The sequence below is a fragment of the Rhodanobacter sp. Root627 genome, from assembly GCF_001427835.1.
GTDB lineage: Bacteria > Pseudomonadota > Gammaproteobacteria > Xanthomonadales > Rhodanobacteraceae > Rhodanobacter > Rhodanobacter ginsenosidimutans.
The window spans coordinates 584,588-599,373 of sequence record NZ_LMGW01000001.1; the positions used below are offsets into that span (position 1 = coordinate 584,588).

A 14,786-nucleotide genomic window follows, 5' to 3' on the forward strand; every position below is an offset into this window, starting at 1 on the left:
GAATCATGAATCGATCCATCTTGCGCGTTGTCGCGTGCCTCGCGCTGACCGGCTTTCCCGCGTTCTTCGCGGTGCAGGCGCAACCGGCCGCTGCTGCAGGCCTGCCTGATTTCACCGGGATCGTTGAAAGGAATGCACCCGCCGTGGTGCATGTCGAGGCGAAATACACTGGCGCGAATGATCGCCGCCGTGGTGTGGTGCCGGGCCCGGGCCAGGCAGATGATCCGCAGGCCGAATTGTTCCGGCGCTTCTTCGGCATGCCGATGATGCCGTCGCCGCAGGAGCAACGGCATACCTCGCTGGGGTCGGGCTTCATCATTTCCGGCGATGGTTACATCCTCACCAACAATCATGTGGTTGAAGGCGCGGACAAGGTCACCGTGCGGCTGCAGGACCGGCGCACGCTGACCGCCAAGGTCGTCGGCACCGATCCGACGTATGACATCGCGCTGCTGAAGGTCGACGCGGGCGGCAAGTTGCCGACGGTGAACATCGGTGATTCGCGCAGCCTGAAGCCCGGCCAGTGGGTGCTGGCGATCGGCTCGCCGTTCGGCTTCGACTACACCGTGACGCAAGGCATCGTCAGTGCGGTGGGCCGCAACCTGGGCCAGCGCGACCAGCCGTACACCTCGTTCATCCAGACCGACGTGCCGATCAACCGCGGCAACTCCGGCGGCCCGCTGTTCGATCTCGCCGGCGCCGTGGTGGGTGTGAACTCGCAGATCTATTCCAACACCGGTGACTACCTGGGTGTGTCGTTCTCGATCCCGATCGACGTGGCGATGAACGCCGTGCAGCAGATCAAGAGCAAGGGCTACGTGTCGCGCGGCATGCTGGGCGTGATGGTGCAGCGGGTCGACGACGACATGGTCAAGGCGTTAAAGCTGGACAACGGCGTTGGCGCGGCGGTGGCGGCGGTGACGCCCGACAGTGGCGCGGAGAAGGCCGGCGTGCAGCCTGGCGACATCATCCTGACGTACAACGGCCACGTGCTGCAGCAGGCTGCTGATCTGCCACCGCTGGTCGGCATGACCAAGCCAGGCACCACGGTTCCGATGGAGATCCTGCGCAACGGCAAGAGGCAGACGCTCAAGGTCACCATCAGCGAGGCCGAGCGCGACAAGAACGCGGTAGGTGCAAGCACTGGCGGCCCGTCGTCCGCCAGCAGTGGCTCGGCGGCACTGGGCCTGACCGTACAGCCGCTGGACAACGACACCCGCAAGCAATTGGGGCTGAAGTCGGGGCAGGGCGTGGTGATCGGCGAGATTACCGGTCCGGTGGCGGCGCAGGCCGGGTTGCGTGCGGGTGACGTCATCCTGATGGTCAACCAGAAACGGATCGGCACGGTTGGCGAATTCCATGACGCCACCAAGGACGTGAAGCCCGGCAGCACGGCCTTGCTGCTGGTGCGTCGCGGCGAGCAGAGCAACTTCGTGGGGTTGACCGTGCCCGACGGGAAATAAGCGCCACGTTCCACCGCTTTCACGCGCGGGCGCCATCCGACCGGTGGCGCCCGTCGCGTTTCCACGCTGGCAGATGCCGGTTCCATGCGATAATGCCGGGTTCGCGCCGCCATACCGGTGACGCGCGCCTGCGCTCCCCGCATGGCGACAAATCCCCTCGTTCGGCAGGCCAGCAGCGTTCCATGGAATTGATTCGCAACTTCTCCATCATTGCCCACATCGATCACGGCAAGTCGACGCTGGCCGATCGCATCATCCATCTCTGTGGCGGCCTGGCCGACCGCGAGATGGAAGCCCAGGTGCTGGACAACAACCCGATCGAACGCGAACGCGGCATCACCATCAAGGCACAATCGGTATCGCTGCCGTACACCGCGCGGGATGGCAAAACCTATCAACTGAATTTCATCGACACGCCGGGCCACGTCGATTTCTCCTACGAAGTCAGCCGCTCGCTGGCGGCGTGCGAGGGCGCGCTGCTGGTGGTCGATGCGGCGCAGGGCGTCGAGGCGCAGTCGGTGGCCAACTGCTACACCGCGGTGGAGCAGGGGCTGGAAGTGATTCCGGTGCTGAACAAGATTGACCTGCCCACGGCCGACGTGGAAAAGGTGAAGGGCGAGATCGAGGCTGTCATCGGCATCGACGCCACGGACGCGGTGGCGGTCAGCGCCAAGACGGGGCTCAATGTGGTTGAGGTGCTGGAGGCGATCATCGCCCGCATCCCGCCACCCAAGCCGCGCGACACCGATCGGCTGCAGGCGCTGATCATCGACTCCTGGTTCGACAACTACCTGGGCGTGGTGTCGCTGGTGCGCGTGATGCAGGGCGAGATCAAGCCCGGCGACAAGCTGCTGGTGATGTCCACGGGCCGCAGCCACGAAGTGGGCGAGGTCGGTGTGTTCACGCCCAAGCGCAAGAAGCTAGCCAAGCTGGGTGCGGGCGAAGTGGGCTGGATCAACGCCTCGATCAAGGACGTGCACGGCGCGCCGGTGGGCGACACCCTGACCCATGCCGGCAAGCCCGCCGACAAGGCATTGCCCGGTTTCCAGCACATGCAGCCGCGCGTGTTCGCCGGCCTGTTTCCGGTGTCGTCGGATGACTACCCCGCGCTGCGCGAGGCGCTGGACAAATTGCGCCTGAACGACGCGGCGATGTTCTTCGAGCCCGAGTCGTCCGAGGCGATGGGCTTCGGTTTCCGCTGCGGCTTCCTCGGCATGCTGCACATGGAAATCGTGCAGGAGCGGCTGGAGCGCGAATACGACCTGGACCTGATCACCACCGCGCCCACCGTGGTCTACGAAGTGCTGAAAAGCGACGGCACCACGATGCTGCTGGACAACCCGGCCAAGCTGCCCACCAACACCAGCCTGATCCAGGAAATCCGCGAGCCGATCATCGTGGCCAACATCCTCACCCCGCCCGACTACATCGGCAACGTGATCACCCTGTGCGAGGAAAAGCGCGGCGTGCAGCGTTCGATCCAGTACCTGGCCACCCAGGTGCAGATCAGTTACGAGCTGCCGCTGGCCGAGGTGGTGATGGATTTCTTCGATCGGCTGAAGTCCGTCTCGCGCGGCTACGCCTCAATGGACTATCAGTTCGAGCGTTTCGAGGCCGGCCCCTTCGTGCGCACCGATGTGCTGATCAACGGCGATCGTGTCGATGCGCTGAGCCTGATCCTGCATCGCAGCCATGCCGACCGCAAAGGCCGCGAGCTGGTCGAGCGGATGAAGGACCTGATCCCCCGCCAGCAGTTCGACGTGGCGATCCAGGCGGCCGTCGGCGCGCAGATCATTGCACGCTCCACCGTCAAGGCGCTGCGCAAGAACGTGCTGGCCAAATGCTACGGTGGCGACGTCAGCCGCAAGAAGAAATTGCTGGAAAAGCAGAAAGAAGGCAAAAAGCGCATGAAGCAGGTCGGGCGGGTGGACATTCCGCAGGAAGCTTTCCTTGCCGTGCTGAAAGTGGATAAATAGTTTGGCCGGGATTCGGGATTGGGGATTCGGGATTCGGAGCGCAGCAGCTCTTTCGAATCCCGAATCCCCAATCCCGAATCCCGGCTCCTAATGGAGCCCCACATGGAATTTGATTTCTCGGCGATCCTGCTCGGCCTCACCGTCCTGTTTGGCGTGGTGTGGGGGCTTGACCGGCTGTTTTTGTACAAGCAGCGCAAGGCGCGGCTCGATGCCGCGGGTACGGAATACAGCGACCCGGTACCGGTGGACTGGGCGCGCTCACTGTTCCCGGTGGTGCTGGTGGTGTTGCTGCTGCGCACGTTCGTGGCCGAGCCGTTCCGGATTCCGTCCGGCTCGATGATGCCCACGCTGGACGTGGGCGATTTCATCCTGGTCAACAAGTTTGCCTACGGCCTGCGCCTGCCTGCGTTCAACAACAAGGTCGTGGACCTGGGCGAGCCGCAACGTGGTGATGTGGTGGTGTTCCGCTTCCCCGGTTTCCTGTGTGACGACGGCACCGGCAAGCTGATCCGCAGTGGCGATCCGGGCTGCAGCGATCCCCACGCGAAGGTGCCCAGCCAGAACTGGATCAAGCGCGTGGTGGGCCTGCCGGGCGACTCCATCGAAGTGCATGGCGCCGATCTGCTGATCAACGGCAAGCCGGTGCAGGCCGAGGAGATCGGGCCGTACACGGGCAACCCGCAGCGCGCGGAGGACCGCCTGATGCTGGACATGGGCGCCACCGTCTGGAAGGAGCACCTGGGCAAGGTCAACCACATGATCGCGCGCATGCCGGCCTACAACATTCCCAACCCGATCCCCAACGCCAAGGTGCCCTCGAAGGTGCCGGAAGGTTGCTACGTGGTGATGGGTGACAATCGCAACAACAGCGAGGACAGCCGCTGGTGGGGCTGCATGCCGGAGAAGAACCTGGCCGGCAAGGCGTTCCTGATCTGGATGAGCTGGAAGGGCTGGGGTACCGGTGGCGTGGACTTTTCCCGTATCGGCACGGTCATTCATTGATCGGTGCCCCGGATTCGGACGTGCCATTGGTGCGAGAATTCGCCGGCATCGCCGATCCCGGCGAGCATTGGGGTTTCGGACTGCATATCGGGCAGGCAAGCCGCGCAGGCGGCATAGCGAGGGGACTATGAAATCGAGGCAATCGGGCATCACCCTGATCGGGTTCCTGGTGATTCTGGCCGTGGTGGGCTTTCTGGGTTACATGGCGATGCGGCTGGCGCCGTCGTACAGCGAATACATGGGCGTGGAGAAGGCGATGACGCAGATCTCCACCTCTGGCGTCGATGGCAAATCGCTGGACGACCTTCGCCGCGAACTGATGTTCAAGATGAACTTCCAGTACGTCGACGACGCCACCATCCAGCCGTCCGACATCACCCTGGTGCGCGACCGCGACGGCGGCCCGACCCAGTTGCGGGTGGCCTACGAGAAGGTTGTGCCATTCATGTACAACATCGATTTCCTGCTGCACTTCGACAAGAGCGTGCCGCTGCAGGGCAATCCGAACCAGTAACCGGCCAGCGCATCCCTTGGAATTCAATTACCGTTTTCGCGATCGTTCGCTGGCCGAGTTGGCGTTGACCCATCGCAGCATGGGCAAGCCCAACAACGAGCGGCTGGAGTTTCTGGGCGACGCCTTGCTGGGTGCGATCGTCGCCGAAATGCTGTTCGAGGCGCACCCCAAGGCCAGCGAAGGCGAGCTGTCGCGGTTGCGTGCGCAACTGGTCAGCGGCCAGGCGCTGGCCGTGGTGGCGCGTGAATTGTCATTGGGCGACGAGTTGAAACTGGGCACCGGCGAGTTGAAGACGGGTGGCTTCCGCCGCGAGTCGATCCTTGCCGACGCGTTCGAGGCGATGGTGGCTGCCGTGTACATGGACGGCGGTTTCGACGCATGCCGTGAAACCGTGCGTGGTCTCTTCGGTGAACGCATCGCGGCCTTGCGCCGGTCATCCAAGGACGCCAAGACGCGCCTGCAGGAATGGCTGCAGGCCGGCGGTTGGCCGCTGCCGCATTACGAGCTCGTCGCCAGCCACGGCGAAGACCACGCCAAAACCTTCGATATCCGCTGCAGCGTCAGCGAGCCGATGGCATTGGTCGCCGAAACCACCGGCCCCAGCCGTCGCGGCGCCGAGCAGGACGCCGCCGAGATCGTGCTGGCGCAATTGCTGGATGGGCAGCGCAAAGCCTGATCCACGTTTTCACCATCCCCCCGGAATCCGCTCCACCGCCGCACCATCGCGTGGCGGCGGCTGCCATTTCCTTTGGCGACAAGGCATTACACTTGCCGTCCAACTTGCCGAGCACTCTGTCATGAACCACGAACTGGATCCCGCCGCCGTCCTGCCGCACGAGAATTATCGCTGCGGCACGGTGGCCCTGGCCGGCCGGCCGAACGTGGGCAAGTCCACCTTGCTCAACGCGTTGATCGGCTTTCGGCTGTCCATCATCAGCCCGCGGCCGCAGACCACCCGCCACCGCATCCTCGGCATCAACACCACCGAGGCGGGCCAGATCATGTACGTGGACACGCCGGGCCTGCATCGCGGTGCCAAGCGCGCCATGAACCGCAGCTTGAACCGCGCCGCGCGCTCGGCGATCAGCGATGTCGACCTGGTGGTGCAACTGATCGAAGCCGGCCGCTGGACCGACGAAGACGAAGCGCTGTACGCCGCGCTGGTCGAGCAAACCACGCCGCGGCTGCTGGTGATCAACAAAGTCGACCTCAACAAGGACAAGACGGTGATGCTGCCGTTCGTGGCCGAGCTGGTGGCCAAGCACAATTACGACGAGATCCATTACGTCAGCGCGCTGAAGGAGCAGGGCCTGAAGGAGCTGGAGCAGGCCATCCTGAAACGCCTGCCGATCCAGCCGCCGGTGTACGGCGAGGATGAGGTTACCGACCGCAGCGAACGCTTCCTGGCGGCCGAAATGGTGCGTGAGCAGTTGATGCTGCGGCTGGATCAGGAGCTGCCGTACGCCACCACGGTGGAGATCGAACGGTTCGAGGATCGCCCCGACGGCATCGCCGAAATCCACGCCATCATCTGGGTCGAACGCGACGGCCAGAAAGCCATCGTGATCGGCAACGGCGGCGCCCAGCTCAAATCCATCGGCAGCAGCGCCCGCCGCCACATGGAGCGCATGTTCGAACGCAAGGTGTTCCTGAAGCTGTGGGTGAAAGTGCGCGAAGGCTGGGTCGACGACGACAACATGCTGCGCAAGTTCGGGTATACCGATTAGCCGGGATTCGGGATTCGGGATTCGCAGGAGCCTGCCAGCCCGAGCTTTTACAAATCCCCAATCCCGAATCCCCAATCCCGTCCCAAGCCATGCGCCTCGAACTGCAACCCGCCTACGTCCTGCATTCGCGCCCGTACCGGGAGACGTCGCTGTTGCTGGAATGCCTGACCCGCGATCAGGGGCGGTTGGGTGTGGTGGCGCGTGGAGTGCGGGGGGAGAAGACGCGTTTGCGCCGGGCGCAGCTGGAGCCGTTCCAGCCGCTGGCAATGGGGTTGCTGCTGCGCGGCGAGTTGGCCACGCTGACGTCGGTGGAAACCACGGGTACGCCGCTGCGGCTAATCGGGAATGCCGGGCTGGCGGGGCTTTATCTCAACGAACTGGTGGTACGCCTCAGCGAACGGCAGGATCCTTCGAGCGCGTTGTTTGATGCCTATGCACTGGCGCTGCAGCGGCTGGCCACGGATGAGTCGCTGGCCTGGAGCCTGCGCCGCTTCGAGCGCGACTTGCTGCAGGCGATGGGTTACGCCCTGCAGCTGGAGCATGATGCGGAAACGGGCGAGCTGCTGGAGCCGCAGGCGCATTACGAATACCGGGTCGAACAGGGCGCGGTGGCGTGCCTGCCGGGTCGCAGGCATGTCCTGCGTGGCAGCGACCTGCTGGCGCTGGCGCACGACCGCATGCCGGACGACGAAGGTCTGAAAGCGCTGCGCGGCATGATGCGCGAGGTAATCCGTTTTCATCTCGGTGGCGGCGAGTTGCGCGCCTGGCGAGTGCTCGGTGGCACCACCTCGTGGCGCTGATGGCCGGGGTCAGGCATCCAGCGCCAGCAGGGTCGCGTCCAGTGCCTGGTTGAAGCGCTGCAGGCTTGGCGCGATGTCCATGGACGCGTGGGCGAGCGCTTCCTGCAACGCCACGGTTTCGGTCGACAGCATGGCGGCGCCACAAAACCCGCAGGACGACCGCAACCGATGCAGCCGTTCGGCAAGCGCGATGCGGTCGACGTCCATGTTCGCGAGCTCGTCCTTGAGCCGCTCCAGTTCTCCCCGCAACAACCCGCGCAGCGCCTGCATGGTGACCGGGTCGCCGCTGGCAAGCAGGCCGGCCTGATCGTCAAGCGGTGGGGTCGGGTGGTTGGCCAGCGATCCCAGCAACCGTTGCAGGTCCACCAGCTTGCAGGGCTTGACGAGTACCTCGGCGAAACCGGCCATCAGCAACGCCGAGCGTTCGCTGGGCGCCATCTCGGCACTGCTTGCCACCGCGATGGCGTGCCGCGAACGGGCCCGCGCATCCGATCGCAGCGTCGACAGAATCTGCAGCGCCCCCGCGCCGGGCATGCGGCAATCCAGCAACAGCAGGTCGAAAGCCCGGTCGCGGGCCAGCGCCAACGCCTCGATGCCGTCGGCGCAGGTGACCACGCGGACATCCAGCCGGCCCATGCCGTCCGCCAGAAAGCGGCGGCTGGCCGGGTCGTCGTCCGCTACCAGCACATCCACGCCGGTGGCGTGAAACGGGAATGAAGACGGGGCGGTGACGGTGGCGGCCATGACGAAATCCATATCGTTCAGCTGAGTTTGGCAGAATGGCCCGACATGCGTTTTTCATCAAGCCATCTTCTGCTGGTTTTTTGCCTGCTGTTTCTTGCCGGCGGCTGGGCTGCGCCCGCGCGTGCGGATGTGGTCTTCGCGGCCCGTTCCATCAGCGTGCCGGGGGTGAAGCTGTCGACGGTAACGGTGCGTCTCAGCGATCGTGCCGATGGCGGCATCCACCTGCAGTTGAGCGCGAAGCAGGCGGATGTGGCGGCCATGGGCTGGCGCAAGGTTGGCCTGGCGCTGGATGGCGACCTGCAGCGCGACGCGCGCATGCGCTGGGTTCTGGATGGCCAGCTGCAATTGCGTGGCGCCCCGGGCGGCGCGCTGGGCGATGCCACGCTGCGGCTGGTCACCAGCGAGACCACCAACACCATCCAGGTCGACATCGAACAGGGCAAGGCAAAGGCCAGCGCCGCGCTGCCGCTGGATCAACCCACTCACGCGCAGATCACGCTTACCCAGTTGCCTGCCACCTGGCTGCAGGGTTTGCTGGGTACCGTGTGGTCCGGGAGGCCCACCGGTGGCCGGCTGGATGCCGAGCTGGCGCTGGATGTGCGTGATAGCGGCCTGCAATCCTCCGGCCAGTTCAGCCTGGCCGGCGTGGGCTTCGACACTCCCGCCGGCACGCTGGCTGCCGAGGGCCTGGGTGGCTCGGGCCGGTTCGGGTTGGACACGACGAGAGTGCCCTCGCGCATCGACCTGGACGCCAACCTGCGCGGCGGCGAATTGCTGCTGGGGCCGATCTACGCCAGCCTGCCGGATCATCCGGTGCAACTGGGGTTGAACGCCACCGCCCAGCAAGGCGCCTTCGCGCTGGAGCATCTACGCGTGAACGACGCCGATGCCCTGCAACTGGAGGGCGCGCTCGCTTTCGACGCGAAGGGCGAATTGAAGCAACTCAAGCTCGACCGGCTGCATGCGGCGTTTCCGGCCGCCTACGAACGCTACGGCCGTGCGTGGCTGGCCACGATGGGTTTGCGCGATGTGCAGTTGAGCGGGCAGTTGAACGCCAGCGTGGACATGCGCGCGAACGGCTTGCGCGCCTTCGCCTTCACCACCGACGGGCTGGATCTGACCGAGGCGGATGGTCGCATCAGCGTGAATGACCTGCGCGGTGGACTGGACTGGGTCGCATCGGGCGATCGTCCCGCCACGACACTGCAATGGAAGGGCTTCAAGTTCTATCGACTGCCGGTGGGCGGCACGCAATCGCGCTGGCAAAGCCGCAACGGCGCGCTGGCACTGCAGCAGCCCATCGACATGGCCTTGCTGCAAGGCCAGTTGCATCTGGGCGAATTCAGCTGGCGCCCGGCCGCGGCCAGCGGGCAACGGCTCTCGACCGCGCTCAACGTGACCGGGGTCGATATGGCTGCCTTCAGCCAGGCCATGGGCTGGCCGAAATTCCCCGGCACCTTGGGCGGCGCCATTCCCTCGCTGAAATGGGTGGATGACCGGGTCGAGCTGGCCGGAGGACTGTCGGTGAATTTGTTTGGCGGATTTGCCGACATCACCGATCTTTCGCTGCAGCAGCCGTTCGGCAACAGCCCGATGCTTGCCGCCGACATCAAGCTGAGCCAGCTCGACCTGGGCGCCATCACCAGCGTTTTCGACTTCGGCAGCATCACCGGCAAGCTCGACGGATCGATCGACGACCTGCGCCTGGTCAACTGGCAGCCGGTAGCCTTCAAGGCACGGTTGCTGGCCGGTGACGGTGGCCGCATCAGCCAGCGCGCGGTGAACAACCTCACGTCCGTCGGTGGCGGTGGCATCGCCGCCGGCTTGCAGGGCGCGGTGCTGAAGCTGTTCAAGACCTTCGGCTACAAGCGCATCGGCCTCAATTGCACCTTGCAGGGATCGGTCTGCCGGATGAGCGGCCTTGAGCGCGAACAGGGCGGATACACTATCGTGGAAGGCAGTGGTTTGCCGCGATTGCAGGTGATCGGCCACCAGGCCGAGGTCGACTGGCCCACCCTGGTCCGCCGCCTGAAGGAAGCCATCGCCGGCAATGCCCCGGAAATCCGCTGATGCTTCCCCCCCCACACCCCAGCCGGAGTTGCCGCATGCGCAAGCTCGTATATCTGATCCTGACCACCGTGACCGTGGCGCTGGTCGGTTGCGTCACCATCAACGTGTATTTCCCCGAAGCGGCGGCGCAGAAAGCGGCGGACCAGTTCATCGGCAACGTGCTCGACGGCACCGGAAAGGCACCTGCCGAACCGAAGAAGGAAACCCCGCCCCCCGGCAACGGCCCGCAGCCGTCGGCGATGCTGCTGGACTTGCTGATTCCCGCGGCTTACGCCGCCGATGCGCCCAACCTGCAGATCCAGAACGCCACCACCGAGGCCATCCGTGGCCGCATGCGCGCACGCGTGCAGGGTGCGCTGGGCGGCCTGCTCGACAGCGGCGCCGTGGGCTTTACCAACGACGGCCTGGTCGCACTACGCGATGCCGCCAAGGTGCCGCTGAGCCAGCGTGCGCAGGCGAATGCCACGGTGGCTGACGAAAACCGTGATCGCAACGAGTTGTACCGCGAGATTGCCCAGGCCAATGGCCATCCGGAATGGCAAGACCAGATCCGCACCACCTTCGCCAAGGGCTGGGTCAAGCACGCACATGCGGGTTGGTACTACCAGAACGCCGCCGGCGCCTGGCAGCAGAAATAGCCGCCGCGGTCGGTGCCGCCGATCTGAGATAATCGGCGGCCCACCGCTGCGGCCCGATGCGTTTTCATGTCCCGATCCAACTCCGTTCCTGCCACTCCCTTCGAAGCCACCATCACCGACCTGAGCCACGACGGCCGCGGCGTCGCCCGCGTGGACGGCAAGGCGTTGTTCGTCAGCGGTGCCTTGCTGGGCGAGCAGGTGATGGTGCGCCTGCGCAAGCGCCACCGCCATTTCGACGAAGCGGAAGTGGTCGAAGTGATCACCCCTTCGTCGCATCGGGTCGAGCCGCGCTGCCGGCATTTCGCCGAGTGCAGCGGCTGCTCGCTGCAGCACCTGGACGCCGAAGCGCAGATCGCGGCCAAGCAGCGCGTGCTGGCGGAAAACTTCGAACGCATCGGCAAGGTCGCACCGCAGCAATGGTTGCCGCCGCTCACCGGCGAGCCGTGGGCGTATCGGCGCAAGGGCCGCCTGTCGGTACGCCACGTTCTGAAGAAGGGGCGCGTGCTGGTGGGCTTCCGCGAGGAGGCGAATCCGCGTTTCGTGGCCGACATCCAGCAGTGCGAAGTACTGCATCCGGCGATTGGCCCCAAGGTGGGCCTGCTGGCCGAACTGATCAACGGGCTGGACGCGGTCGATGCCATCGCGCAGATCGAATTCGCCGGCGGCGACGACACCATGGCGCTGGTGTTCCGCCACCTGCAGCCGCTGGGCGAGGGCGACCTGGCCGCGCTGACCGCGTTCGGACAGCAGCATGGGTTGGCCATCTACCTGCAGCCCGGCAACAACTCCAGCGTGCATCCGCTGTGGCCGGCGCAGCCGCGGCTGGCGTTCCGCATCGCCAGCGACGACGCGCGCTTCGCCGATGTGGAGCTGGAGTTCGAGCCGCTGGATTTCGTGCAGGTCAACGCCAACATGAACCAGCGCATGGTGGCGCACGCAATGGCGCTGCTCGATCCGCAGCCGACCGACCGCGTGCTGGACCTGTTCTGCGGCCTGGGCAACTTCACCCTGCCGATCGCCCGTCGCGTGGCCGAGGTGGTAGGCGTGGAAGGCGAGCACGGCCTGGTGCAGCGGGCAGCGCAGAACGCCGTGCGCAACGGCATCGACAACGCCACCTTCCACGTCGCCAATTTGTTTGAAGACCAGCGCGCCAGCGACTGGGCGCGCACGCCGTGGGACAAGGTGCTGCTCGATCCGCCACGCGCCGGTGCCGACCAACTGCTGGCCTACCTGCCGCATCGCAAGACGCGACGCGTGGTGTATGTCTCCTGCCACCCGGCCTCGCTGGCACGTGACGCCGGCATCCTGGTCAACCAGCATGGATTCACGCTGGCATCGGCGGGCGTGATGGACATGTTTCCGCATACGGCCCACGTGGAATCGATCGCCTTGTTCGAACGTTGAGGCTGATCACCCCCGGCCGCTCGCCCTGAGCGTAGGCCCGCAGGCCCGAAGTCGAAGGATGCTGGGGAAGACGCTTCGACTTCGCGACCTGCGGTCGCTACGCTCAGCGTGAACGGTGGGGTTGATGCGTTGCCCATTACCTCAACCGAAGCACGCCAAGTGTTTTCCCTCCCTCTCCACTCACGCCAACTCCAATGCCGATCGAGATCGAACGCAAATTCCTCGTAGCCACGGATGACTGGCGCGCCGCTGTCGAGCACAGCGAGCCGATGGCGCAGGGCTATCTGGTGGGCGCGCAGGCGCTGCGCGATGGCAGCGCGCGGGCCTCGGTCCGTGCGCGGCTGGCCGGCGAGCAGGCGTGGCTCAACATCAAGGCCGCCACGCCAGGCATCGCGCGGGCCGAGTTCGAATACGCGATACCGGCAGGCGATGCCCAGGCCTTGCTGGAGACCTTGTGCGACGGCGTGCTGCAGAAAACCCGCCACCATGTGCGGGTTGATGGCGTACTGTTCGAGGTCGATGAATTCGAAGGCGAGAATCGCGACCTGGTGGTCGCGGAGGTGGAACTGCCGGCGGTCGATGCGCCATTTCCCCGGCCACCGTGGCTGGGTCGCGAGGTGAGCTCGTTAGTGCGCTACTACAACGTCAACCTGATCGCGCATCCGTACCGGCAATGGTCGCCGGCGGAACGTGCCGCCGAGGATGCCGCATGCTGATGATCGGCGTGGCCGCGCTGGAGCTGGCCGAGCACGAGAAGCGCTGGCTGAGCGAGCCCGGCGTGGCTGGTGTGTTGTTGTTTTCGCGCAACTACCAGTCGCGCGATCAGCTGTCCGCCTTGTGCGACGCGATTCGCGAGGCCGGCGGCGACGACATGCTGATTGCGGTGGATCAGGAGGGCGGTCCGGTACAACGCTTCCGCGACGGCTTCACCCGGCTTCCGCCGCTGTCGGCGATCGGCGAGCGCTACGCGCACGATCCGCACGAGGCGGTGCGCCTGGCCGAGGAGCACGCCTGGGTCATGGCCAGCGAGCTGCGCGCCAGCGGCGTCGATTTCAGTTTTGCACCCGTGGTGGATCTGGCTCGCGGCAATGCCGCGATCGGGCTGCGCGCGTTCCATGCCGAGCCGGCGGTCACCGCCGAACTGGCGCAGGCCTATGTGCGCGGCATGCACCTGGCCGGCATGGCCGCGGTCATCAAGCATTTCCCCGGCCACGGTTCGGTGGCCACCGATACCCACAAGGCCGCGGCGATCGACCCGCGACCACTCGAACGGATTCTCAGCGACGATCTGCTGCCCTTTGCCGAATGCATCGAGGCGCGGGTGGAAGCGGTGATGATGGCGCACGTGACCTATCCCGCGGTGGACACGCAGCCGGCGGGCTACTCGCGCGTCTGGATCGAGCGCATCCTGCGCGGCGAACTGGGCTTTACCGGCGTTGTCGTCAGCGACGACATCAGCATGGCCGCCGCCGGCGCGGCCGGTTCCGTGGGCGGCCGCGTGCAGGCCCATCTGGATGCGGGCTGCGACCTGGTGCTGGCCTGTTTCCCCGACGTGGTCGACGAGGCCATCGCCGCGGTGCAGGGCAGGGAGACAGGCCGTGCATCACTGGCCAGCCTGCGTGGCGCCATCGCCGCTGGCTGGGACGGACTGACCGACAACCCGCAGCGCGATCGCTTCGTTGCGCGGATCACTGCTTTGCATGCCGGGCCGGGAACAGGGAATGGGGAATCGTAGAAGCGAAACCTGCGCTGCACCGACCACCCCCGATTCCCATGGAGACACTTATGAGCCCTTCCGTACCTTCCCTTGCCGTCGCGCTGGCCAACGCCGAACTGCTCTATGAGCGGGCCACGCTGGAGAGCGTGATTGCCGACATGGGTCGGCAGATCGACGTGGCGCTGGATGGCGAGCGGCCAGTGTTCCTCACCGTGATGAACGGCGCGCTGGTTTTTGCCGGGCAGCTGGCGCTGGCGATCCGCACCGATCTCGAATTCGATTACGTGCACGCCACCCGCTACCGCGGCGACACCGCCGGCAGCGAGCTGATGTGGTTGCGCGAGCCGCAGGTGTCATTGCGTGATCGCATCGTGCTGCTGGTCGACGACATCCTCGACGAAGGTCACACCCTGAAAGCCGTGCGCGACGACTGCTACCAGCGCGGCGCAAAGAAGGTGCTGATCGTCAGCCTGTCCACCAAGGATCACGATCGCCTGGTCGACGGCATCGCGTCGGATTTCAACGGCGTCGTCCTGCCCGACCGCTACGTCTTCGGCTACGGCATGGACTACCACGAACAGGGCCGCAACCTGCCGGGCATCTACGCGCTGCGTGATGAATAACTCCTCCCCCTGCCTCGCAGGGGGAGGTCGGGAGGGGGTGACGCTCTTGCGTTTGACTTGAAGATCAAAAGCTACCCCTCCCCAGCCCTCCCCTGCGAGCAGGGGAGG

General features: G+C 65.5%; 14 protein-coding genes. 13 read left to right on the top strand and 1 reads right to left on the bottom strand.

Annotation, left to right across the window (positions count from 1 at the left end; translation table 11 throughout):
• Nucleotides 1-5 precede the first annotated feature (5 nt).
• The 7 genes from ASD68_RS02830 to recO all read left to right on the top strand — a co-directional run bounded on the left by ASD68_RS02830 (nt 6) and on the right by recO (nt 7,482).
• Nucleotides 6-1,463 carry a Do family serine endopeptidase gene (locus ASD68_RS02830; RefSeq protein WP_056603164.1) on the top strand — a complete coding sequence of 486 codons (1,458 nt, stop codon included), beginning with the start codon at nt 6-8 and terminating at the stop codon, nt 1,461-1,463.
• 182 nt (nt 1,464-1,645) lie between these two features.
• A complete protein-coding gene (gene lepA, locus ASD68_RS02835) occupies nt 1,646-3,439 on the top strand; it encodes a translation elongation factor 4 (protein WP_056080845.1) in 1,794 nt (597 codons plus the stop codon).
• 102 nt (nt 3,440-3,541) lie between these two features.
• Nucleotides 3,542-4,441 carry a signal peptidase I gene (gene lepB / locus ASD68_RS02840; RefSeq protein ID WP_056078578.1) on the top strand — a complete coding sequence of 300 codons (900 nt, stop codon included), beginning with the start codon at nt 3,542-3,544 and terminating at the stop codon, nt 4,439-4,441.
• A gap of 127 nt (nt 4,442-4,568) precedes the next feature.
• Complete coding sequence (locus tag ASD68_RS02845) at nt 4,569-4,955, top strand: DUF4845 domain-containing protein (protein WP_056078581.1); 387 nt, start codon at nt 4,569-4,571, stop codon at nt 4,953-4,955.
• 16 nt (nt 4,956-4,971) lie between these two features.
• Nucleotides 4,972-5,631 carry a ribonuclease III gene (rnc, locus tag ASD68_RS02850; protein ID WP_056603166.1) on the top strand — a complete coding sequence of 220 codons (660 nt, stop codon included), beginning with the start codon at nt 4,972-4,974 and terminating at the stop codon, nt 5,629-5,631.
• A 121-nt stretch (nt 5,632-5,752) separates the two neighbouring features.
• Nucleotides 5,753-6,682, top strand: coding sequence for a GTPase Era (era, locus tag ASD68_RS02855; protein ID WP_056603169.1), 930 nt, complete (start codon nt 5,753-5,755; stop codon nt 6,680-6,682).
• An 89-nt stretch (nt 6,683-6,771) separates the two neighbouring features.
• Complete coding sequence (gene recO / locus ASD68_RS02860; protein ID WP_056603172.1) at nt 6,772-7,482, top strand: DNA repair protein RecO; 711 nt, start codon at nt 6,772-6,774, stop codon at nt 7,480-7,482.
• 9 nt (nt 7,483-7,491) lie between these two features.
• Here recO and ASD68_RS02865 read toward each other — a convergent pair whose 3' ends face one another.
• Nucleotides 7,492-8,226, bottom strand: a complete 735-nt coding sequence (locus ASD68_RS02865) for a response regulator (RefSeq protein ID WP_235578612.1) — start codon at nt 8,224-8,226, stop codon at nt 7,492-7,494.
• Between the two features lie 45 nt (nt 8,227-8,271).
• Between ASD68_RS02865 and ASD68_RS02870 the strand changes: the two genes are divergently transcribed.
• From ASD68_RS02870 to ASD68_RS02895, 6 genes are all read left to right on the top strand, one after another.
• Nucleotides 8,272-10,296 carry a hypothetical protein gene (locus ASD68_RS02870; protein WP_056603178.1) on the top strand — a complete coding sequence of 675 codons (2,025 nt, stop codon included), beginning with the start codon at nt 8,272-8,274 and terminating at the stop codon, nt 10,294-10,296.
• A gap of 35 nt (nt 10,297-10,331) precedes the next feature.
• Entirely contained in the window at nt 10,332-10,934 is a 603-nt protein-coding gene (locus ASD68_RS02875) for a YdbL family protein (protein WP_056078599.1), read from the top strand.
• A 66-nt stretch (nt 10,935-11,000) separates the two neighbouring features.
• Complete coding sequence (gene rlmD, locus ASD68_RS02880; RefSeq protein WP_056603180.1) at nt 11,001-12,338, top strand: 23S rRNA (uracil(1939)-C(5))-methyltransferase RlmD; 1,338 nt, start codon at nt 11,001-11,003, stop codon at nt 12,336-12,338.
• Nucleotides 12,339-12,532: 194 nt separating this feature from the next.
• Complete coding sequence (locus tag ASD68_RS02885; protein WP_056603183.1) at nt 12,533-13,054, top strand: CYTH domain-containing protein; 522 nt, start codon at nt 12,533-12,535, stop codon at nt 13,052-13,054.
• Nucleotides 13,048-14,073: a beta-N-acetylhexosaminidase gene (gene nagZ / locus ASD68_RS02890; RefSeq protein ID WP_056603186.1), complete on the top strand. Its 1,026-nt coding sequence runs from the start codon at nt 13,048-13,050 to the stop codon at nt 14,071-14,073. Before ASD68_RS02885 ends, nagZ begins: the two co-directional genes overlap by 7 nt.
• A 50-nt stretch (nt 14,074-14,123) precedes the next feature.
• Nucleotides 14,124-14,678 carry a hypoxanthine-guanine phosphoribosyltransferase gene (locus ASD68_RS02895; protein WP_056603189.1) on the top strand — a complete coding sequence of 185 codons (555 nt, stop codon included), beginning with the start codon at nt 14,124-14,126 and terminating at the stop codon, nt 14,676-14,678.
• The last annotated feature ends 108 nt before the right edge of the window (nt 14,679-14,786 follow it).

Bases quoted from the DNA above. Each gene is read 5' to 3' on its own strand.
- ASD68_RS02895 (WP_056603189.1), top strand. From the start codon at position 14,124: ATGAGCCCTTCCGTACCTTCCCTTGCCGTCGCGCTGGCCAACGCCGAA.
- nagZ (WP_056603186.1), top strand. From the start codon at position 13,048: ATGCTGATGATCGGCGTGGCCGCGCTGGAGCTGGCCGAGCACGAGAAG.
- ASD68_RS02875 (WP_056078599.1), top strand. From the start codon at position 10,332: ATGCGCAAGCTCGTATATCTGATCCTGACCACCGTGACCGTGGCGCTG.
- rlmD (WP_056603180.1), top strand. From the start codon at position 11,001: ATGTCCCGATCCAACTCCGTTCCTGCCACTCCCTTCGAAGCCACCATC.
- lepB (WP_056078578.1), top strand. From the start codon at position 3,542: ATGGAATTTGATTTCTCGGCGATCCTGCTCGGCCTCACCGTCCTGTTT.
- ASD68_RS02830 (WP_056603164.1), top strand. From the start codon at position 6: ATGAATCGATCCATCTTGCGCGTTGTCGCGTGCCTCGCGCTGACCGGC.
- ASD68_RS02885 (WP_056603183.1), top strand. From the start codon at position 12,533: ATGCCGATCGAGATCGAACGCAAATTCCTCGTAGCCACGGATGACTGG.
- ASD68_RS02865 (WP_235578612.1), bottom strand. From the start codon at position 8,226: ATGGCCGCCACCGTCACCGCCCCGTCTTCATTCCCGTTTCACGCCACC.
- lepA (WP_056080845.1), top strand. From the start codon at position 1,646: ATGGAATTGATTCGCAACTTCTCCATCATTGCCCACATCGATCACGGC.
- recO (WP_056603172.1), top strand. From the start codon at position 6,772: ATGCGCCTCGAACTGCAACCCGCCTACGTCCTGCATTCGCGCCCGTAC.
- ASD68_RS02870 (WP_056603178.1), top strand. From the start codon at position 8,272: ATGCGTTTTTCATCAAGCCATCTTCTGCTGGTTTTTTGCCTGCTGTTT.
- ASD68_RS02845 (WP_056078581.1), top strand. From the start codon at position 4,569: ATGAAATCGAGGCAATCGGGCATCACCCTGATCGGGTTCCTGGTGATT.
- era (WP_056603169.1), top strand. From the start codon at position 5,753: ATGAACCACGAACTGGATCCCGCCGCCGTCCTGCCGCACGAGAATTAT.